Source organism: Streptomyces sp. NPDC056948 (assembly GCF_042674225.1).
Lineage (GTDB): Bacteria > Actinomycetota > Actinomycetes > Streptomycetales > Streptomycetaceae > Streptomyces > Streptomyces purpurascens.
Genome location: NZ_JBHUQX010000211.1, coordinates 1 through 15,793, shown reverse-complemented (window position 1 = coordinate 15,793; position 15,793 = coordinate 1). Strand labels below are relative to the sequence as shown.

The window sequence follows — 15,793 nt, the reverse complement described above, 5'->3', positions numbered from 1 at the left end:
GTTCTGGTGGTTCTGGCGTCGGCGCTGGGCGCGCTGACGCGGTACGGAAGGACGGTCCCCCGTGACGGAGGCAGCGGAGCTTCCCCCCGCGCCCGAGCAGGCGCGCGAGGTGTTCGGTGATCGCTTCGCGGATGCGGTGCGGTACGCCGAGCTGCTCGCTCAGGCGGGCGTGCAGCGCGGTCTCATCGGCCCGCGTGAAGTGCCCCGCCTGTGGGAGCGGCACCTGCTGAACTGCGCGGTGCTCTCGGAGGTCGTGCCCGAGGGTGTGACCGTGTGCGATGTCGGCTCGGGCGCCGGTCTGCCCGGCATTCCCCTGGCACTCGTCCGGGAGGACCTGAAGATCACGCTGCTGGAGCCGCTGTTGCGGCGCACCAACTTCCTCACCGAGGTCGTGGAGCTGCTAGGCCTCGATCACGTAACGGTCGTACGCGGCCGGGCCGAAGAGGTCATGGGGAAGATCCAGCCTGTCCACGTCGTGACCGCCCGAGCCGTCGCGCCGCTCGACCGTCTCGCCGCCTGGGGCGTCCCGCTGCTGCGGCCCTACGGGGAGATGCTCGCACTCAAGGGCGATGCCGCCGAGGAAGAGCTGAAGAGCGCGTCGGCGGCACTGAGCAAGCTGGGTGCTGTGGAGACGTCCATCCTGCATGTGGGTGAGGGCGTGGTGGACCCGATGTCCACGGTCGTACGGGTCGAGGTCGGGGAGAGTCCCGGCGGTGTGCGCTTCGCCGCGAAGCGCGCCAAGGCGGCTCGCACCGGGCGGGCGCGCCGGCGACGCTGATCCGTCCTGAGGACGAGACGTACTCCACACAAGCTGCCAAACCGATGCATGCCGGAGTGTCGCGGCAGTTCGGCCCCGACTGCTGTGCATCGTGTTTCACGTGAAACGTCGCTCACTGCTGCACGGCATCATCAGTCGTGGCCGCGCTGCGGCCGAACCCCGCGACCGTAAGCCTCTCGGGTCACTCGATGAGGGAACCGAGTTGTCCACAGAGGTGGATTTCTCCACAGAACGCCAGGCCTCACTGGTTCACGACCCCGAAGGCATGGGAGGCTCTGTTCATAGCGAGCCTGAAGTCGAGGAGAGTGAATCCTTGCGGTCCGACGCCAACATCGCGGGACCGATGACCGATCCGGTCCCCGGTCCCCGTACCGAGTCGATGGGGGTGGATGTTTCACGTGAAACACCGCCTCCGATGGACGACACTCCCATCGGTCGTGCTGCCCAATTGGCGGTGGAGGCACTGGGCCGCGCCGGCGAGGGCCTCCCACGGCCCGAGCAGACCCGAATCATGGTGGTCGCCAACCAGAAGGGCGGTGTGGGCAAGACGACGACGACCGTCAACCTTGCCGCGTCGCTGGCCCTGCATGGCGGCCGCGTGTTGGTCGTCGACCTCGACCCACAGGGCAATGCCTCTACGGCGCTGGGTATCGACCATCACGCCGAAGTTCCGTCCATCTATGACGTGTTGGTGGAGAGCAGGCCGCTCTCCGAGGTCGTCCAGCCGGTCCCCGATGTGGAGGGCCTCTTCTGCGCCCCCGCCACGATCGATCTCGCCGGTGCGGAGATCGAGCTGGTGTCCCTGGTGGCCCGGGAGAGCAGGCTGCAGCGTGCCATCCAGGCATACGAGCAGCCGCTGGACTACATCCTCATCGACTGCCCGCCCTCACTCGGCCTCCTGACGGTCAATGCGTTGGTGGCGGGCCAGGAGGTCCTGATCCCCATCCAGTGCGAGTACTACGCGCTGGAGGGCCTGGGTCAGCTGTTGCGCAACGTCGACCTGGTGCGCGGGCACCTCAACCCCGCCCTGCATGTGTCGACCATCCTGCTCACCATGTACGACGGCCGGACGCGACTCGCGTCCCAGGTCGCGGACGAGGTGCGCACCCACTTCGGCGACGAGGTACTGCGGACGAGCATCCCCCGGTCCGTCCGTATTTCTGAGGCGCCGAGTTATGGGCAGACCGTACTGACATACGATCCAGGATCGAGTGGTGCCCTCTCTTACCTTGAGGCGGCACGAGAGATCGCGCTGAAGGGCGTCGGCATCAGCTATGAAGCGACGCACGCCCACATCGGCGTACAGCAGAACGACCCGAGCATGGTGGAGGGCATCCAGTGAGTGATCGACGGAGGGGATTGGGCCGTGGACTCGGCGCACTGATCCCTGCTGCCCCCACGGAGAAGTCGGTGGCCCAGGCTGCGGCAGGGGGAGCTGCTTCCACATCCCCCACGGCAGTGCCCGCGCTGCCGAACGACCGTGGGGTGGCGGCAGCGAAGGTAGCGACTCTGCCGGCTGTTTCACGTGAAACAGAGGAGCCGGTTCAGCCCAGCGCTCCTGCCGCGCCTGCGGCGCCCGTCGGTGCGCACTTCGCCGAGATCCCCCTCGACGACATCACGCCGAACCCGCGGCAGCCGCGTGAGGTCTTCGACGATGACGCCTTGGCCGAGCTCATCACCTCGATCAAGGAGGTCGGGCTCCTCCAGCCGGTCGTCGTACGGCAGGTGGGTCCCGCCCGCTACGAGCTCATCATGGGCGAGCGCCGCTGGCGTGCCTGCCGCGAGGCGGGACTGGAGGCGATCCCGGCGATCGTGCGCGCCACGGAGGACGAGAAGCTCCTCCTGGACGCTCTGCTGGAGAACCTGCACCGCGCCCAGCTGAACCCGCTGGAAGAGGCAGCCGCCTACGACCAGTTGCTGAGGGACTTCAACTGCACGCACGACCAGTTGGCGGACCGTATCGGCCGATCCCGCCCGCAGGTCTCCAACACCTTGCGCCTGCTGAAGCTCTCTCCGGCCGTGCAGCGCCGCGTGGCTGCCGGGGTGCTCTCCGCCGGCCACGCACGGGCACTGCTCTCCGTCGAGGACTCGGAGGAGCAGGACAGGCTGGCCCATCGCATCGTGGCCGAGGGGCTCTCGGTGCGGGCCGTCGAGGAGATCGTGACCCTGATGGGCTCACGGCCTCAGAAGGCGCAGCGGCCCAAGGGCCCGCGTGCCGGTGCTCTGGTCTCACCCGCGCTGTCCGATCTCGCCACGCGGCTCTCGGACCGCTTCGAGACGCGGGTGAAGGTCGACCTGGGGCAGAAGAAGGGCAAGATCACCGTCGAGTTCGCCTCCATGGAGGACCTCGAGCGGATCCTCGGGTCCCTGGCTCCCGGAGAGGGGCCGGTCCTGCAGAACAGCCTTCTGGACGGCGACTCCGAAGAGAGCGAGTCCTGAGCCTCCGGCAGGAGCCTCCGCTGTGCATCCGACGGAGCGGGTCGTGTCCGGTGTGTGCCGGAACATGGCCCGCTCTTTCCTTTCTGGCGGTATCGATGGAATCGCATCGTGGATACGATGCGTTGGGGTACGGCGCGACCACCCGGCAGCACCTCTGAAAGGCAGGCAGGGGCCATGCGAACGATGAGCCGCAACGGACTGGTGAGCGCCGGTTTGGGGCTGGGGGCGGTCGGTGGGTTCATCGGCAGTCTCCTCAGGGAACGGAGTGCTCTGACAGCCGCCCGCGACGCGGCGGGCGAAGGAAGCGAGGAACAGCCTTCATGGGGCGCCGGCTCGTACCGCTCACGCTGGACAACCTTCAGGACCTTCCCAAGCGCTGTCGCTCGTGTGTCTTCTGGGAGCTCGACCCAGTCAGCGGTGAGGCCGCGGTAAAAGCAGGCACGCCCGCTCTGGAGAAGGAGTCCTGGATCTCGGCTGTGCTGCTGGACTGGGGATCCTGCGGTCGGGTCGTGTACGTCGACGATGTGCCGGTGGGCTTTGTGCTCTACGCCCCTCCCGCCTACGTCCCCCGCTCCACGGCGTTTCCCACGAGTCCCATCTCCCCTGACGCGGTTCAGTTGATGACCGCGTTCATCGTGCCGGGCTATCAGGGGCAGGGACTGGGCCGGGTGATGGTCCAGACGGTCGCCAAGGATCTGCTGCGGCGCGACTTCAAGGCGATCGAGGCGTTCGGAGATGTGCGCTGGAAAGAGCCGGCCTGTGTGCTGCCCGCCGACCATCTCCTGGCGGTGGGCTTCAAGACGGTCAGGCAGCACCCCACCAATCCCCGGCTGAGGTTGGACCTGAGGTCGACGCTCTCCTGGAAGGAAGACGTCGAGATGGCGCTGGACCGGCTCCTGGGTGCCGTACAGAAGGAGCCGGCGTTGCGACCGCTGTAGAGGCAAGCAGTCAAACGAATGGGCCAACCCTTCCGGGTTGGCCCATTCGTGTTTCACGTGAAACATGCACCGTCGCTGCGACGGCTCAGCCGATTCACTCGGCGATGAACTCCTCGAGGTCGCGAACGATCGCGGCCTTCGGCTTCGCGCCCACGATGGTCTTGGCGACCTCGCCACCCTGGTAGACGTTCAGGGTCGGGATGGACATGACGCCGTACTTGGCGGCCGTACCCGGGTTCTCGTCGATGTTCAGCTTGACGACCTCGATCTTCTCGCCGTACTCGGAGGCGATCGCCTCGAGGGACGGCGCGATCTGGCGGCACGGACCGCACCAGGCGGCCCAGAAGTCCACCAGGACAGGCTTGTCGCTCTTGAGGACGTCCTGCTCGAAGGAGTCGTCGGTCACATTCTTCAGGGTGCCGGCCACGGCGGGCTCCTTAACTGTTTGGTGCGTGGGGCGGGTAGGGAGGGGTTCAGACAGAGGTCTTCTCGGGCTCGGGCTGCTCCTCGTCCGCGAGGGCGGCGAGGAAGCGCTCGGCGTCGAGCGCAGCGGAGCAGCCGGTCCCGGCCGCGGTGATCGCCTGCCGGTAGGTGTGGTCGACCACGTCGCCGGCACCGAAGACACCGGTCAGGTTCGTGCGCGTCGACGGCGCCTCCACCTTCAGGTAGCCCTCTTCGTCCAGGTCGAGCTGACCCTTGAAGAGCTCGGTGCGGGGGTCGTGGCCGATGGCGATGAACAGGCCGGTCACCGGCAGGTCGGAAAGCTCACCGGTCTTGAGGTTGCGCAGCTTCAGGCCTGAAAGCTTCGGGTCGCCCTGGATCTCGGCGACCTCGCTGTCCCACACGAATTTGATCTTCGGGTCGGCGAAGGCCCGCTCCTGCATGGCCTTGGAGGCGCGCAGGGTGTCGCGGCGGTGGACGACGGTCACGGACTTGGCGAACCGCGAGAGGAAGGTGGCCTCCTCCATGGCGGTGTCGCCACCACCGATCACGGCGATGTCCTGGTCCTTGAAGAAGAACCCGTCACAGGTGGCGCACCAGGACACCCCACGGCCGGAGAGGGCGTCCTCGTTCGGCAGACCGAGCTTGCGGTGCTGCGAGCCGGTGGAGACGATGACGGCCTTCGCCCGGTGGACGGTGCCGGCGGTGTCCGTGACGGTCTTGATCTCGCCGGACAGGTCGACGGTCACGACATCGTCCGGGACGAGCTCGGCACCGAAGCGCTCCGCCTGGGCGCGCATGTTGTCCATGAGCTCGGGGCCCATGATGCCGTCCTGGAAGCCAGGGAAATTCTCGACGTCGGTGGTGTTCATGAGCGCGCCGCCGGCGGTGACGGCGCCCTCGAACACCAGTGGCTTCAGCGACGCGCGCGCGGTGTAGAGCGCCGCCGTGTAGCCGGCGGGCCCGGACCCGATGATGATCACGTTACGGACGTCGCTCACGGCTTGTTTCCTCGTCTCTGGTCTGCGTCGTTCGACCGGTGGGAGCGTCTCTCGGAACTCTCACACCACCCAACGGATCCTAAGGGGCGCGCATTCCCGCTGTGTCCGGGCACACGGAGACGCGGCACTGTGCTGGATACCACGCAGGGCAAAGACGATGCACTCGCTCAGGGGGACGGGTAGGAGCGCTCCAGGAGGACCTTGCCCCCGGCAGTGGACGCCTGATGATCCACACAGGTCGCGTCGACGACATAGGCGGTGACCCGGGTGGCGTCGGAGGCGTTGGGAAGCAGCACGAGCATGGCCTTCTTCCCCTGATACCTGCCGTTCTCGACAGCCAGGGCCGCGTCCTTGCGCCCGATGCCGTCACGGACGCAGCCGGGCACGGTGGGCTCCCTGAGGACCCTGGGGTGGTTGGAGCCGGGGGCGGTTGCCGCGCCGAGGGGGGTGCGGGAATCCCCGCCTTCCTCGCTCTGGTTCTCGGCCAGGAGATCGGTGACCTGCTTCTCCAGCTTCCCCTCGGAGAAGGTGTCCGCGGCGGTGGCCTGTCGGCCGCCCGCTGTGTCGTGGGGCGGCTTGTTGTCGCCGAGTGACGACAGCAGGACGGAGCCCAGCCCCAGGGCTGCCACCGTGAAGACGGTCCCCAGAACGGCGATCCTGCGCCGCCCGTTCCGCGTGCGCTCCTTGCGGCCCGGTCCGGTGGTCGAAGAGCGAGGGCGCCCGGCGGGCCGGTCGGCGGGCGTCGATGTTTCACGTGAAACACGCGCACCGCTGTCGTCCTCGGAAGCGGAGCGGGGAGCACTGACCGGCGCCGCCTCCTCTGCGGCCTCGGGCTCCGTGGCGTTCAGCAGAGCCTCGGCGGCGAGTGCGGCATCGATGCGGCCTGCGACGTCGGCGGGCATGCGCGGCGGGCCCGGCAGCGTGCCCAGCAGGCCGCGGATCTCCTCCAGGGAGGCATAGACGTCCGCACAGAGCTCGCAGTCGTCCAGATGACGGCGTACGTCGGTGCTCCGGGACGGCGGGAGAATGCCTTCGGAGAGGTCGGAGATCTCCGCGACGTCCGGGTGCCCGGCCATGTCTGTCGTCGACGTCACGCTCGTCCACCTCCGCCCTTCACTGCAGCTGAGTCGCTCGGTCCTGTGTCCGGCGGTCCCGTTCGGCGTGGTCCCGCTGCGGGTGGGACGGTTGGCTCTTGCGTCCGGTTCCGTTCCCCGCCCGGGTTCTTGTCCTTGCCGCCGCTGTCCGGCCGTAGATGGGTGAGCAGCGGCAGGAGTCTGGCTCTGCCGCGTGCGCATCGGCTCTTCACCGTGCCGGTCGGCACGTCGAGGATGCGGGCCGCCTCCGCGACCGGGTAGCCCTGCATGTCCACCAGGACGAGCGCCGCGCGCTGGTCGGTCGGCAGGGTGCCCAGGGCTTCGATGAGCTGCCGGTGGAGATCGTTGCGCTCGGCGGGCGCGGAGGCCGACTCGTGCGGCTCCAGCAGTTGCTCGAGGCGCTCGGTGTCGTCGACGGGAGAGGTCTTCCGGGAGGCGACCTTGCGGGCGCGGTCCAGGCAGGCGTTCACCGTGATCCTGTGCAGCCAGGTTGTGACGGCCGACTGGCCCCGGAAGGTGTGGGCGGCCCGGTAGGCGGAAACGAGGGCGTCCTGCACCGCGTCAGCGGCCTCCTCGCGGTCCCCCAGCGTCCGCAGGGCGACGGCCCAGAGACGATCGCGATGCCGCCGCACGATCTCACCGAAGGCGTCGGGGTCGCCTTCGACATGGCGGGCGAGCAGATCCTGATCGCTTACTCCGTCGTACCCGGTGCCGTCTGCCATCGGCCTCCTTCCTCGAGGCAGATGCCGTCAGCTGGTCACCTTGATGTCCGCCACCCTGCCGCGCCACTTGCCGTCGTCCGACTGCATGGGCAGCTCGGTCAGCCACACCAGGAGGTAGCGGCTCTTGAGGGACTTGGGCTTGAGCTCCACTGTCGTCCCGGTGCCCTCGGCGACCTTGCTGTAGGCGTCGAAGGACGTCGGCTCCGAGCCCGCGTCCGCGCTCGCGCTGCGGAGCTCGACCGAGGTGTCCCCGACGAAGGTGACCTTCACCTTCCCGACCTGCTGGACCTTGCCGAGGTCGAGGATGACGCCGACGCCCGACTTCAGGCGGCCGAAGTCCGAGCTGAGGTAGAAGTCCGTCTGCCAGTACGTCGCCGTGCTGTTGTCGTAGACCTTCCCTATGTCGGACGGCTTCTCGGAACCGTCAGCGCCGAAGGGGTCGAAGTCGCGAGCACCGCTGATGGCGATGGGCTTGCCGCCCGCCGGCTTCTTCGGGCTCTTGTCGTTCCCGTCGTTGGTCTGCGTCTGCCCCGGGTCCTCGTTCTTGCCGCCCTGGTCCATGAGCGCGTCCGCGAGCTGCCAGCTACCGAGGCCCAGTGCGGCGATCAGAAGCGCGGACACGGCCCACTTCAGGGCCTTGCCCGTGCGGCTCTGCAGCGGGGGCGGCGGGGTCGGGACCTGCTGGGTGGCGCCGAGGCGCGGGGCCTGGCGGCCGTACGTGCCCTGCTGGTATGTCGTGCGCTGGTACTCGGGCGGGGCCGTGAACGCCGGCTCCGGCGGGCGGATGCGGGGCATCTCGCCGATCGCCTTCACCAGTTCCTCGGGCGTCGTGCACGGCGACTCGTGCCGGGAGGCGGTGGCACCGTCGTTGACGAGCGCGCGCATGGACAGCTCGGAGAGCCCGCGGTGCACACCGGCACGCACCTGGTCGGGTGCGATCAGGCCGATGTCCTTCGGCAGGCCCGACAGGCCGTACGCGTCGCTCTCGTACGGCCAGCGCTGGGTGAGCGCCGCATACAGCAGGGCGCCGATGGCCTCGGTGTCGGTGCGCTGCGGGGTGTCGGTCGTGATGCCGCGCAGGGCGGCGTTCACGGCGAGTCCGCGGATGCGCCACTGACCGGTCGAGGTGCGCAGCACGGCGTTGGGGTCCAGCCGCAGATGGGCGAGACCCTCACGGTGCGCGGCGGCCATGGCGGAGGAGATCTGACTGACCATCTGGTAGGCGTCGTACGGCTCCAGCGGCCCGGAGGCGAGCAGCGGCGTCAGCTCCGTCGCGTCGGGGAGCCACTCCTGGACGACATAGACGAGGTCGTTCTCCTCCACCGCGTCCAGCACCTGGACGAAGCGGGGGTCGCCGAGGAGCGCGGAAGAGCGTGCCGCGGCCAGCACCGAGCGGGCCCGTGAGTGGTCGGCGGGCAGGATGTGCACGCCGACGGCACGGCGGAGCTTCTCGTCCACGGCACGCCAGCTGCTGAAACCGTCCAGACGGGTGACGCACTCCTCGAGGCGGTAGCGTCTGGCGAGTTTGTGCCCACTGTGCAGTTCAGGCGGCGAGGTCGTTCCGGGCCCGTCGGTCCGGGTGCTCTCCTGTACCTCGTCGCTGTCCGTGTCCCGCTCCCGGTTCTTGGCCACCCCGTCGGCCGTGGACTGGTCCGCCTGCGCGGTCAGCGACGTGTCGTCGCTGTTGTCTGCCACGTCGACGGCAGCCGTACTACGTTCCGCCACCGTCGTTCCTGCCTCCCCATCCATGTGCGCGCCGGCCGGCATCCGTTGCGCGCCGTCCGACGCCGAAACCAATTGTGCCCACAGTCCGCCGCTATGCACGACACACGGCGGCTGACGATGGTTGTGCGCCTACCCCCCTACTCAGCGTCCCAGGCGTCCGCGGACCATGCCGACCAGCGAGTTGAGTTCCTCGATGCGCATGCGGCGGGCGGCGACGAAGAAGATCCCGAGGAGCACGGCACCGCCGGCCAGCACCCCGGCGATCGAGCCCGCGACGCCCTGGCCGAGGGTATGGCCGATGCCGTAGCAGGCCGCGCCGCTGAGCAGTGCGGCCGGGATCGACGCGATGCTCAGCCGGGCGTAGGTCCGCAGGACACGGGCGCCGTCGAGGTCACCGCCCAGCCGCTTGCGCAGTCGGCTCCAGGCGACGCCGACACCGATCGCGTACGCCAGGCCGTAGGAGGCGGCCATGCCGACCACGGCCCAGCGGGACGGGATGACGAAGTAGCAGACTGCCGACGCGCCCGCGTTGACCGCGGCCACGATGACCGTGTTGTAGAAGGGGGTTCGGGTGTCCTCGTAGGCGTAGAAGGCGCGCAGGACGACGTACTGCACGGAGTACGGGATCAGGCCGAGACCGAACGCCATCAGCATGAAGCCCATGTTGGTGGCCTCGCTGGTGCCCGAGGAGCCGAACATCAGCGTGCACATGGGGATGCCGAGCGAGAGGAAACCGAACGCGATCGGCACGATCGCGACCGCCGTGGTGCGCAGGCCCTGGGAGATGTCGTCGCGGACGGCGCCACCGTCGCCCTCGGCCGCCGAGCGCGACAGACGCGGCAGCAGAGCGGCCATGAGGGAGACCGTGATGATGGCCTGCGGCAGGCCCCAGATCAGCTGGGCGTTGGCGTAGGCGGAGAAGCCGGTGCCGTCGACGGGCGAGGCCTTGCCCGCCGCGGTGGACAGCCAGATGACGACCATGGCGCCCGCCTGGTTGGCGAGGACGAACAGGACCGTCCACTTGGCGAGCGTGATGGCCTTGCCGAGGCCCTGGCCCTTCCAGTCGAAGCGCAGCCGCAGCCGGAAGCCGGTCTCGCGCAGGTAGGGGATCATCGCCAGCGCCTGGACCACGAGGCCGAGCAGGACGCCGACGCCGAGGAGGCGCTGGCCCTCCGGCGGGATGGTCGTGACCTTCATCCCGGAGTCGGCCGCCGTGCCGTAGACGTAGATGAACATGCCCAGCGTCACGATGATGACGATGTTGTTCAGGACCGGGGTCCACATCATCGCGCCGAACTTCCCGCGGGCGTTGAGGATCTGGCCCATCACCACGTGGACGCCCATGAAGAAGATCGAGGGCAGGAAGTACTGGACGAAGGTGATGGCGACCTGATTCGCCGCGGGGTCGCTGGCGATCGACGGGGACATCAGGCGGATCAGGAGCGGCGCGCCGAAGATCGCGAGCGCGGTGAGTCCGCCGAGCGCCACCATGACGAGGGTCAGCAGGCGGTTGGCGTACGCCTCGCCGCCGTCTTCGTCGTCCTTCATGGCGCGCACGAGCTGCGGCACGAAGACGGAGTTGAGACCGCCGCCGACCGTGAGGATGTAGATCATCGTCGGTAGCTGGTAGGCGACCTGGAAGGTGTCACCGAGGAAGCCGACGCCGATGGCCGACACGATCAGCGCGGAGCGGATGAAGCCGGTGAGGCGGGAGACCATCGTGCCCGCCGCCATCACGGCGCTGGACTTCATGAGGCCCGCGGCGCGGCCGCCCTTCTTGGGGGCCGGCGAGGCAGCGGGCTCCGGGGCGGGGGGCTCTTCGACGAGGGGCGGCGTCGGAGCGGTCTGGCCGGGCGCACCGTACGGAGCCTGCGCCCCGTACTGGCCCTGTGCCGCGTACTGGCCCTGTCCCATCTGGCCCGGGGCCTGGGACGGGCCGGGGACCGACGGCTGCTCGTACGACGGGTGACCGCTGTTCTGCTGCTGGTCCCTGAAGAGGTGCGCGAAGGCGTCCGGCTCCTGGCGCGGCTCGCCCGCCTGGGAGACCAGATCGTCCACCCCCACGAACTGGGTGGTCCTGGGGTCGTCGCCGTACGGCAGGTGCCGCGTCGGGCCCTCCGGCTCCGGCGCGGGCGTCTGGGCCCACACCTGCGGGTCGGGCGCGTACGGCGACTGCGGCGGCTGGGCGTACATCTGCTGCGGCTGGTACGTGCCCGGAGGGGGCGGCGGGTGCGCGGCGCGGTCGTAGAGCGCCTCGGCGACCGGGTCCTGGGCGGAGAGGTCCTGTGCCCGGTAGGGGTCCTGGTCGTAGGCGTCCTGGAGGTACATGTCCGCGGGGGGCTGCGGCGGTACCTGGCCGTGCTCGGCCGGCGAGCCCTCGGGCCCACCCGACTCGGGGTAGCCCGGGCTGCCCGCGGCACGGCCGCGGTCACCGTCGTACGGCGCGTTCATGGTTACCCCACCTCATCGTCCCCGGCCCACCGGCCACGACATCTAACGGTCCACTCTCTCACCCGTGCCGGACGGGTCGGCGTTTTCCGCTGCGGTGTCCGGGGCCGGGTCACTCGGCTGCTCCGGGCCCTCTGCCCGTGGTCCGGCCCCGGTCTCCTGCTTGAGACGGTCGCCGGGGGCCTCGGGGTTCTGCGGAGCGCCGGCCGGGCCCTGCGGGCTGTCGGGGTCGTCGTCCGCCTCGGCGGTGCCGTCCTCGTCCGCCTCGCGGGCGGCGGCGCGCTTGCGCTGGGTGTACATACGGAAGCCGGCGAGGACCAGGAGCAGGACACCGCCGCCGATGACCAGCATCACGGTGGCCGTGACCTCGGTGACCTTCACGTCGAAGGTGACGGGGGCGCCGTACTTCTGGCCGTCCTCGGTGTACAGCTGCGCGACGACTTCCGCCCGGCCGTTGGCGTTGGCCGACGTGGGGAACTTCACCGACTGGGCGTGGCCGCCGTTGACCGTGACGCGCTGCTCCTCGAAGGCGTCTCCGCTGATCTTGAGTCGCGTGGGGTTCTTCGACGTGAGCCGCAGCTTCAGGTGCTCGACGCCCTGAACCAGGTTGTTCTGCACGGTCACGGGGATCGTGGCGCTGCGGCCGGAGAGCTTTGTATCCGACTTCTCGATCAGCTTGACCCCGTCGGTGAGCCCGTCGAGGTACGACTCGACGCCGTCGCGGTACCCCACCGCCTCGACGCCCCTGCCACGCCACGACGTGGACATCTCACGGTTCATGGCCCGCCCGAAGGGGGTCACCACCCGGGACTGGTCGGTGAGGATCACCTTGAAGCTGTCGAGCTTGCCCTGCGTCCTCGCGATCTGCTCGAAGCCGGCCCGCAGCAGCTCCTGGTTGCGCAACGAGGCGGGGTACGCGGAGGTCGACGGCACCTTGGTGTTGGCCGCGGGGTCCGGCTTGGCCTTGGCGGCGTCCGCGAGGTCCTGCGACTCGGACCAGTTCCCGCTCTGGAGGGTCGCCAGCGCCTCGGCCATGGCCTGCGCCTGGCTCACGGAGGGCATGCGCTGCGGGGCGACGACGACACTGCGCTGCTTGCCGCTCTGCAGGCCGAGCGTCAGGCTCTGGGCCAGGAAGCGCTGCACGGCGCGTGTGGACGCGGAGGCCTTGGTCAGGTTGCCCTGGAACGCCGTGGACATCCTGGCATCCGCGACGACCGCCGTGGTGCCCCCTCCGACGGGCCGGGCCGCGGAGGGCGTGTACGCCAGGTTGTCCTGGAGGCTGTCGCTGCGGGCGATCACCTTGTCGGCGCCCGCGGAGGTCGCGACCTTCACGATCGACGGATCGACGGCGCCGTCCGCGGGCCAGGCGAAGTCGGTGGACGGCTTCACGTGGAGGATCGTCTCCACCGTGTCGTCGACGACGTCGGTGGCGTCCTTGAGGTGGCTCAGCGAGCCCGTCACGTTCGTGCCGTTGTGGGCGAGGGAGGCCAGGTCCGGGTCGCCGAAGGGCAGGGCGACGACCTCCTTGCCCGTGACGGCCTGCTGGAGCTCGGCGAGCCACTGCTTGGCGACCGCCTGGTTCCGGCCGGCGGTGGTGGTGCCGTCCTCGCCTCTGACCTGGTAGTTCCGCGTCATCGCGTCGACGGATGCCAGCAGGTCCGGGTCGATCACCCAGGAGATGTCGAGGCCCTTGCCCAGCGACACCATCTGGTCGAGACGGCCGCCCGGGGCGATCTCCTCGGCGAGGTCGTCGTTGCGGAAGACCGGCGTCTGCTGCTCGTTCGACCCCGTCTCGGCTGTCATATGGACGGTGGAGGTGAGCGGCCACATGAACGTGGTCTTCGTCTTGGTGCCGGCCTCCTCGGGCTGCCACGGCAAGAACGTGCGCTGGACCCCCAGGACCTGGTCCCAGGGCTGCGCGGAGGTCTCCCCGGAGAGCGCGACGGCCAGCTGGTAGACGCCGTCCGGGCCGAGGTCCAGCTCGTCGGCCGGCACGGAGATGTTGAAGGGTTCGGCGACGCCGGGGGTGAGCTTGGAGAACTTCTCGCTGTACTTGCCGCCGACTGCCTCGCCGCTGGGCCCCTGGACGTCGTCGCTCTTCTTGGCGAGGGCGTCGATGGAGGAGCGGGTGTCGAGCGAGGGGCCCACCCGCAGATCGACGTGGGCGCCGGTGACCGCCTGCTTGCCGTTGTTGGTGACCGTGCCCGACACGTTCACCGTGTCCCCCTCGGTGGGGGCCGTGGGGGTGAGCGAGTCGACAGCGACGGACACCGAGCCCGCGCCGGCTGCCGCCTGCGGGGCCTCCTGTCCGGCCGCGTCCGCCGGGGCCGCGGCGGGCAGCTGGAGCAGCCCGGCCAGCAGGGGCGCACCGGCGAGCAGTGCCCCGGTGCGCCGCAGCCACCGGCGGGCAGGTGAGGCACTGGTCCCCTGGAAGTCTGCCGCGTCGGCCACGCGCTTCGCCCGTCCCTCGTCGTCGTCAGTGGTCGTCGGAATGTGCGTCCACGCATGGTAACGATGCGCGCTGAGGGGAAGTGCCGCGGTCCGCTCCACAAGATCGCGGGCCGGCACCTTCCTGCCCGGTATGTGATCGTATAAAAGGGAGCGGCTCTTTACACCTCAAGGGCAGGTCTTGTGCGTCTATTCACGGACGAGTCCGCACGCGTCAATAGGGGGAGCCTGCGGCAGCCCGGGCCACGTACCCTCTTCTGTTGTGCCGAACGCCAACGAAGAAACGTCCAGTGCCCTCAGCCAGGTGCAGCACCGTGCGGTGAGTGAACTGCTGCGGGTCGCCCCTGTCGCCGACGTCCTCGCCCGCCGATTCCAGGAGGCCGGGTTCTCACTCGCCCTGGTCGGCGGCTCGGTGCGGGACGCGCTGCTGGGCCGGCTCGGCAACGACCTCGACTTCACGACCGACGCCCGTCCCCAGGACGTACTCAAGATCGTGCGCCCGTGGGCCGACGCCGTCTGGGAGGTCGGGATCGCTTTCGGCACCGTCGGCGCCCAGAAGGACGGCTACCAGATCGAGGTGACCACCTACCGTTCGGAGGCCTACGACCGGACCTCGCGCAAGCCCGAGGTGTCGTACGGCGACTCGATCGAGGAGGATCTCGTCCGCCGTGACTTCACCGTGAACGCGATGGCCGTCGCGCTGCCGGAGAAGGCATTCGTCGACCCGCACGGCGGGCTCGAGGACCTCGCGGCGCGTGTGCTGCGCACTCCTGGCACCCCGGAGGAGTCCTTCTCGGACGACCCGCTGCGGATGATGCGGGCCGCGCGCTTCGCGGCTCAGCTCGACTTCGAGGTCGCGCCCGAGGTCGTCACGGCGATGACGGATATGGCCGGGCGTATCGAGATCGTCTCGGCCGAGCGGGTGCGGGACGAGCTGAACAAGCTGGTCCTGTCCCCGTACCCGCGCAAGGGCCTGACGCTGCTCGTCGAGACGGGCATCGCCGATCGTGTGCTGCCCGAGCTGCCCGCCCTGCGCCTGGAGCGTGATGAGCACCACCGGCACAAGGACGTCTACGACCACTCGCTGATCGTCCTGGAGCAGGCGATGGCGCTGGAGGACGACGGTCCCGACCTCACGCTCCGCCTGGCCGCCCTGCTGCACGACATCGGCAAGCCGCGCACGCGTCGCTTCGAGGAGGACGGCCGGGTCTCGTTCCACCACCACGAGGTGGTCGGGGCGAAGATGACCAAGAAGCGCATGACGGCACTCAAGTACTCCAACGAGCTGGTGAAGGACGTCTCACGTCTGGTGGAGCTCCATCTGCGCTTCCATGGCTATGGCACCGGCGAGTGGACCGACTCGGCGGTCCGCCGTTATGTCCGTGACGCCGGCCCGCTCCTCGACCGTCTCCACAAGCTGACCCGCTCGGACTGCACCACGCGTAACAAGCGCAAGGCAACGGCCCTGTCGCGTGCGTACGACGGCCTGGAGGATCGGATCGCCAGCCTTCAGGAGCAGGAGGAGCTGGACTCCATTCGCCCGGACCTCGACGGCAACCAGATCATGGAGATCCTCGGCGTCGGTCCCGGCCCGGTCATCGGCCGCGCTTACCAGCACATGCTGGAGCTGCGGCTGGAGAACGGGCCAATGGAGCACGATGTCGCGCTGGCTGCGCTCAAGGAGTGGTGGGCCGAGCAGGAGAGCTGAGGCTGTGAAACGGGGTCATGTTTCACGTGAAACATGACCCCGCAGAAGACA

The 15,793-nt window shown here is 69.2% G+C and carries 12 protein-coding genes; 5 read left to right on the top strand and 7 right to left on the bottom strand.

The features are described 5' to 3' along the window. Positions 1-61 precede the first annotated feature (61 nt). The 4 genes from rsmG to ACFTZL_RS25590 all read left to right on the top strand — a co-directional run bounded on the left by rsmG (position 62) and on the right by ACFTZL_RS25590 (position 4,155). Positions 62-778 carry a 16S rRNA (guanine(527)-N(7))-methyltransferase RsmG gene (rsmG, locus tag ACFTZL_RS25605; RefSeq protein ID WP_382587172.1) on the top strand — a complete coding sequence of 239 codons (717 nt, stop codon included), beginning with the start codon at positions 62-64 and terminating at the stop codon, positions 776-778. Between the two features lie 265 nt (positions 779-1,043). Continuing rightward, positions 1,044-2,120, top strand: coding sequence for a ParA family protein (locus tag ACFTZL_RS25600; RefSeq protein ID WP_382587174.1), 1,077 nt, complete (start codon positions 1,044-1,046; stop codon positions 2,118-2,120). Next, entirely contained in the window at positions 2,117-3,217 is a 1,101-nt protein-coding gene (locus ACFTZL_RS25595) for a ParB/RepB/Spo0J family partition protein (protein ID WP_382587169.1), read from the top strand. Before ACFTZL_RS25600 ends, ACFTZL_RS25595 begins: the two co-directional genes overlap by 4 nt. Before the next feature lie 320 nt (positions 3,218-3,537). Continuing rightward, positions 3,538-4,155 (top strand): GNAT family N-acetyltransferase, encoded by a 618-nt coding sequence (locus ACFTZL_RS25590; protein WP_382587166.1) that lies wholly within the window; start codon positions 3,538-3,540, stop codon positions 4,153-4,155. 94 nt (positions 4,156-4,249) lie between these two features. Here the strand turns inward: ACFTZL_RS25590 and trxA are convergent, their stop codons facing one another. The 7 genes from trxA to ACFTZL_RS25555 form a co-directional block, all read right to left on the bottom strand. Next, complete coding sequence (gene trxA, locus ACFTZL_RS25585) at positions 4,250-4,582, bottom strand: thioredoxin (protein ID WP_184593875.1); 333 nt, start codon at positions 4,580-4,582, stop codon at positions 4,250-4,252. A gap of 46 nt (positions 4,583-4,628) precedes the next feature. Next, the gene (gene trxB, locus ACFTZL_RS25580) at positions 4,629-5,597 is read right to left on the bottom strand and encodes a thioredoxin-disulfide reductase (RefSeq protein ID WP_184593873.1); all 969 of its coding nucleotides are present in this window, start codon (positions 5,595-5,597) and stop codon (positions 4,629-4,631) included. A gap of 167 nt (positions 5,598-5,764) precedes the next feature. Further along, complete coding sequence (locus ACFTZL_RS25575; RefSeq protein WP_382587163.1) at positions 5,765-6,691, bottom strand: anti-sigma factor family protein; 927 nt, start codon at positions 6,689-6,691, stop codon at positions 5,765-5,767. Then, positions 6,688-7,413: an RNA polymerase sigma factor SigM gene (gene sigM, locus ACFTZL_RS25570; protein ID WP_382587160.1), complete on the bottom strand. Its 726-nt coding sequence runs from the start codon at positions 7,411-7,413 to the stop codon at positions 6,688-6,690. The genes ACFTZL_RS25575 and sigM overlap by 4 nt, the downstream gene beginning before the upstream one ends. A gap of 27 nt (positions 7,414-7,440) precedes the next feature. Continuing rightward, entirely contained in the window at positions 7,441-9,138 is a 1,698-nt protein-coding gene (locus tag ACFTZL_RS25565; protein ID WP_382587158.1) for a protein kinase family protein, read from the bottom strand. A 141-nt stretch (positions 9,139-9,279) separates the two neighbouring features. Then, on the bottom strand, positions 9,280-11,589 hold the full coding sequence (murJ, locus tag ACFTZL_RS25560; RefSeq protein WP_382587155.1) for a murein biosynthesis integral membrane protein MurJ: 2,310 nt from the start codon (positions 11,587-11,589) through the stop codon (positions 9,280-9,282). 42 nt (positions 11,590-11,631) lie between these two features. After that, positions 11,632-14,037 carry a DUF6049 family protein gene (locus ACFTZL_RS25555; protein WP_382587152.1) on the bottom strand — a complete coding sequence of 802 codons (2,406 nt, stop codon included), beginning with the start codon at positions 14,035-14,037 and terminating at the stop codon, positions 11,632-11,634. A 259-nt stretch (positions 14,038-14,296) separates the two neighbouring features. Here ACFTZL_RS25555 and ACFTZL_RS25550 point away from each other — a divergent pair, with 259 nt between their 5' ends. Further along, positions 14,297-15,742, top strand: a complete 1,446-nt coding sequence (locus ACFTZL_RS25550) for a CCA tRNA nucleotidyltransferase (protein WP_382587150.1) — start codon at positions 14,297-14,299, stop codon at positions 15,740-15,742. Positions 15,743-15,793: the final 51 nt, after the last annotated feature.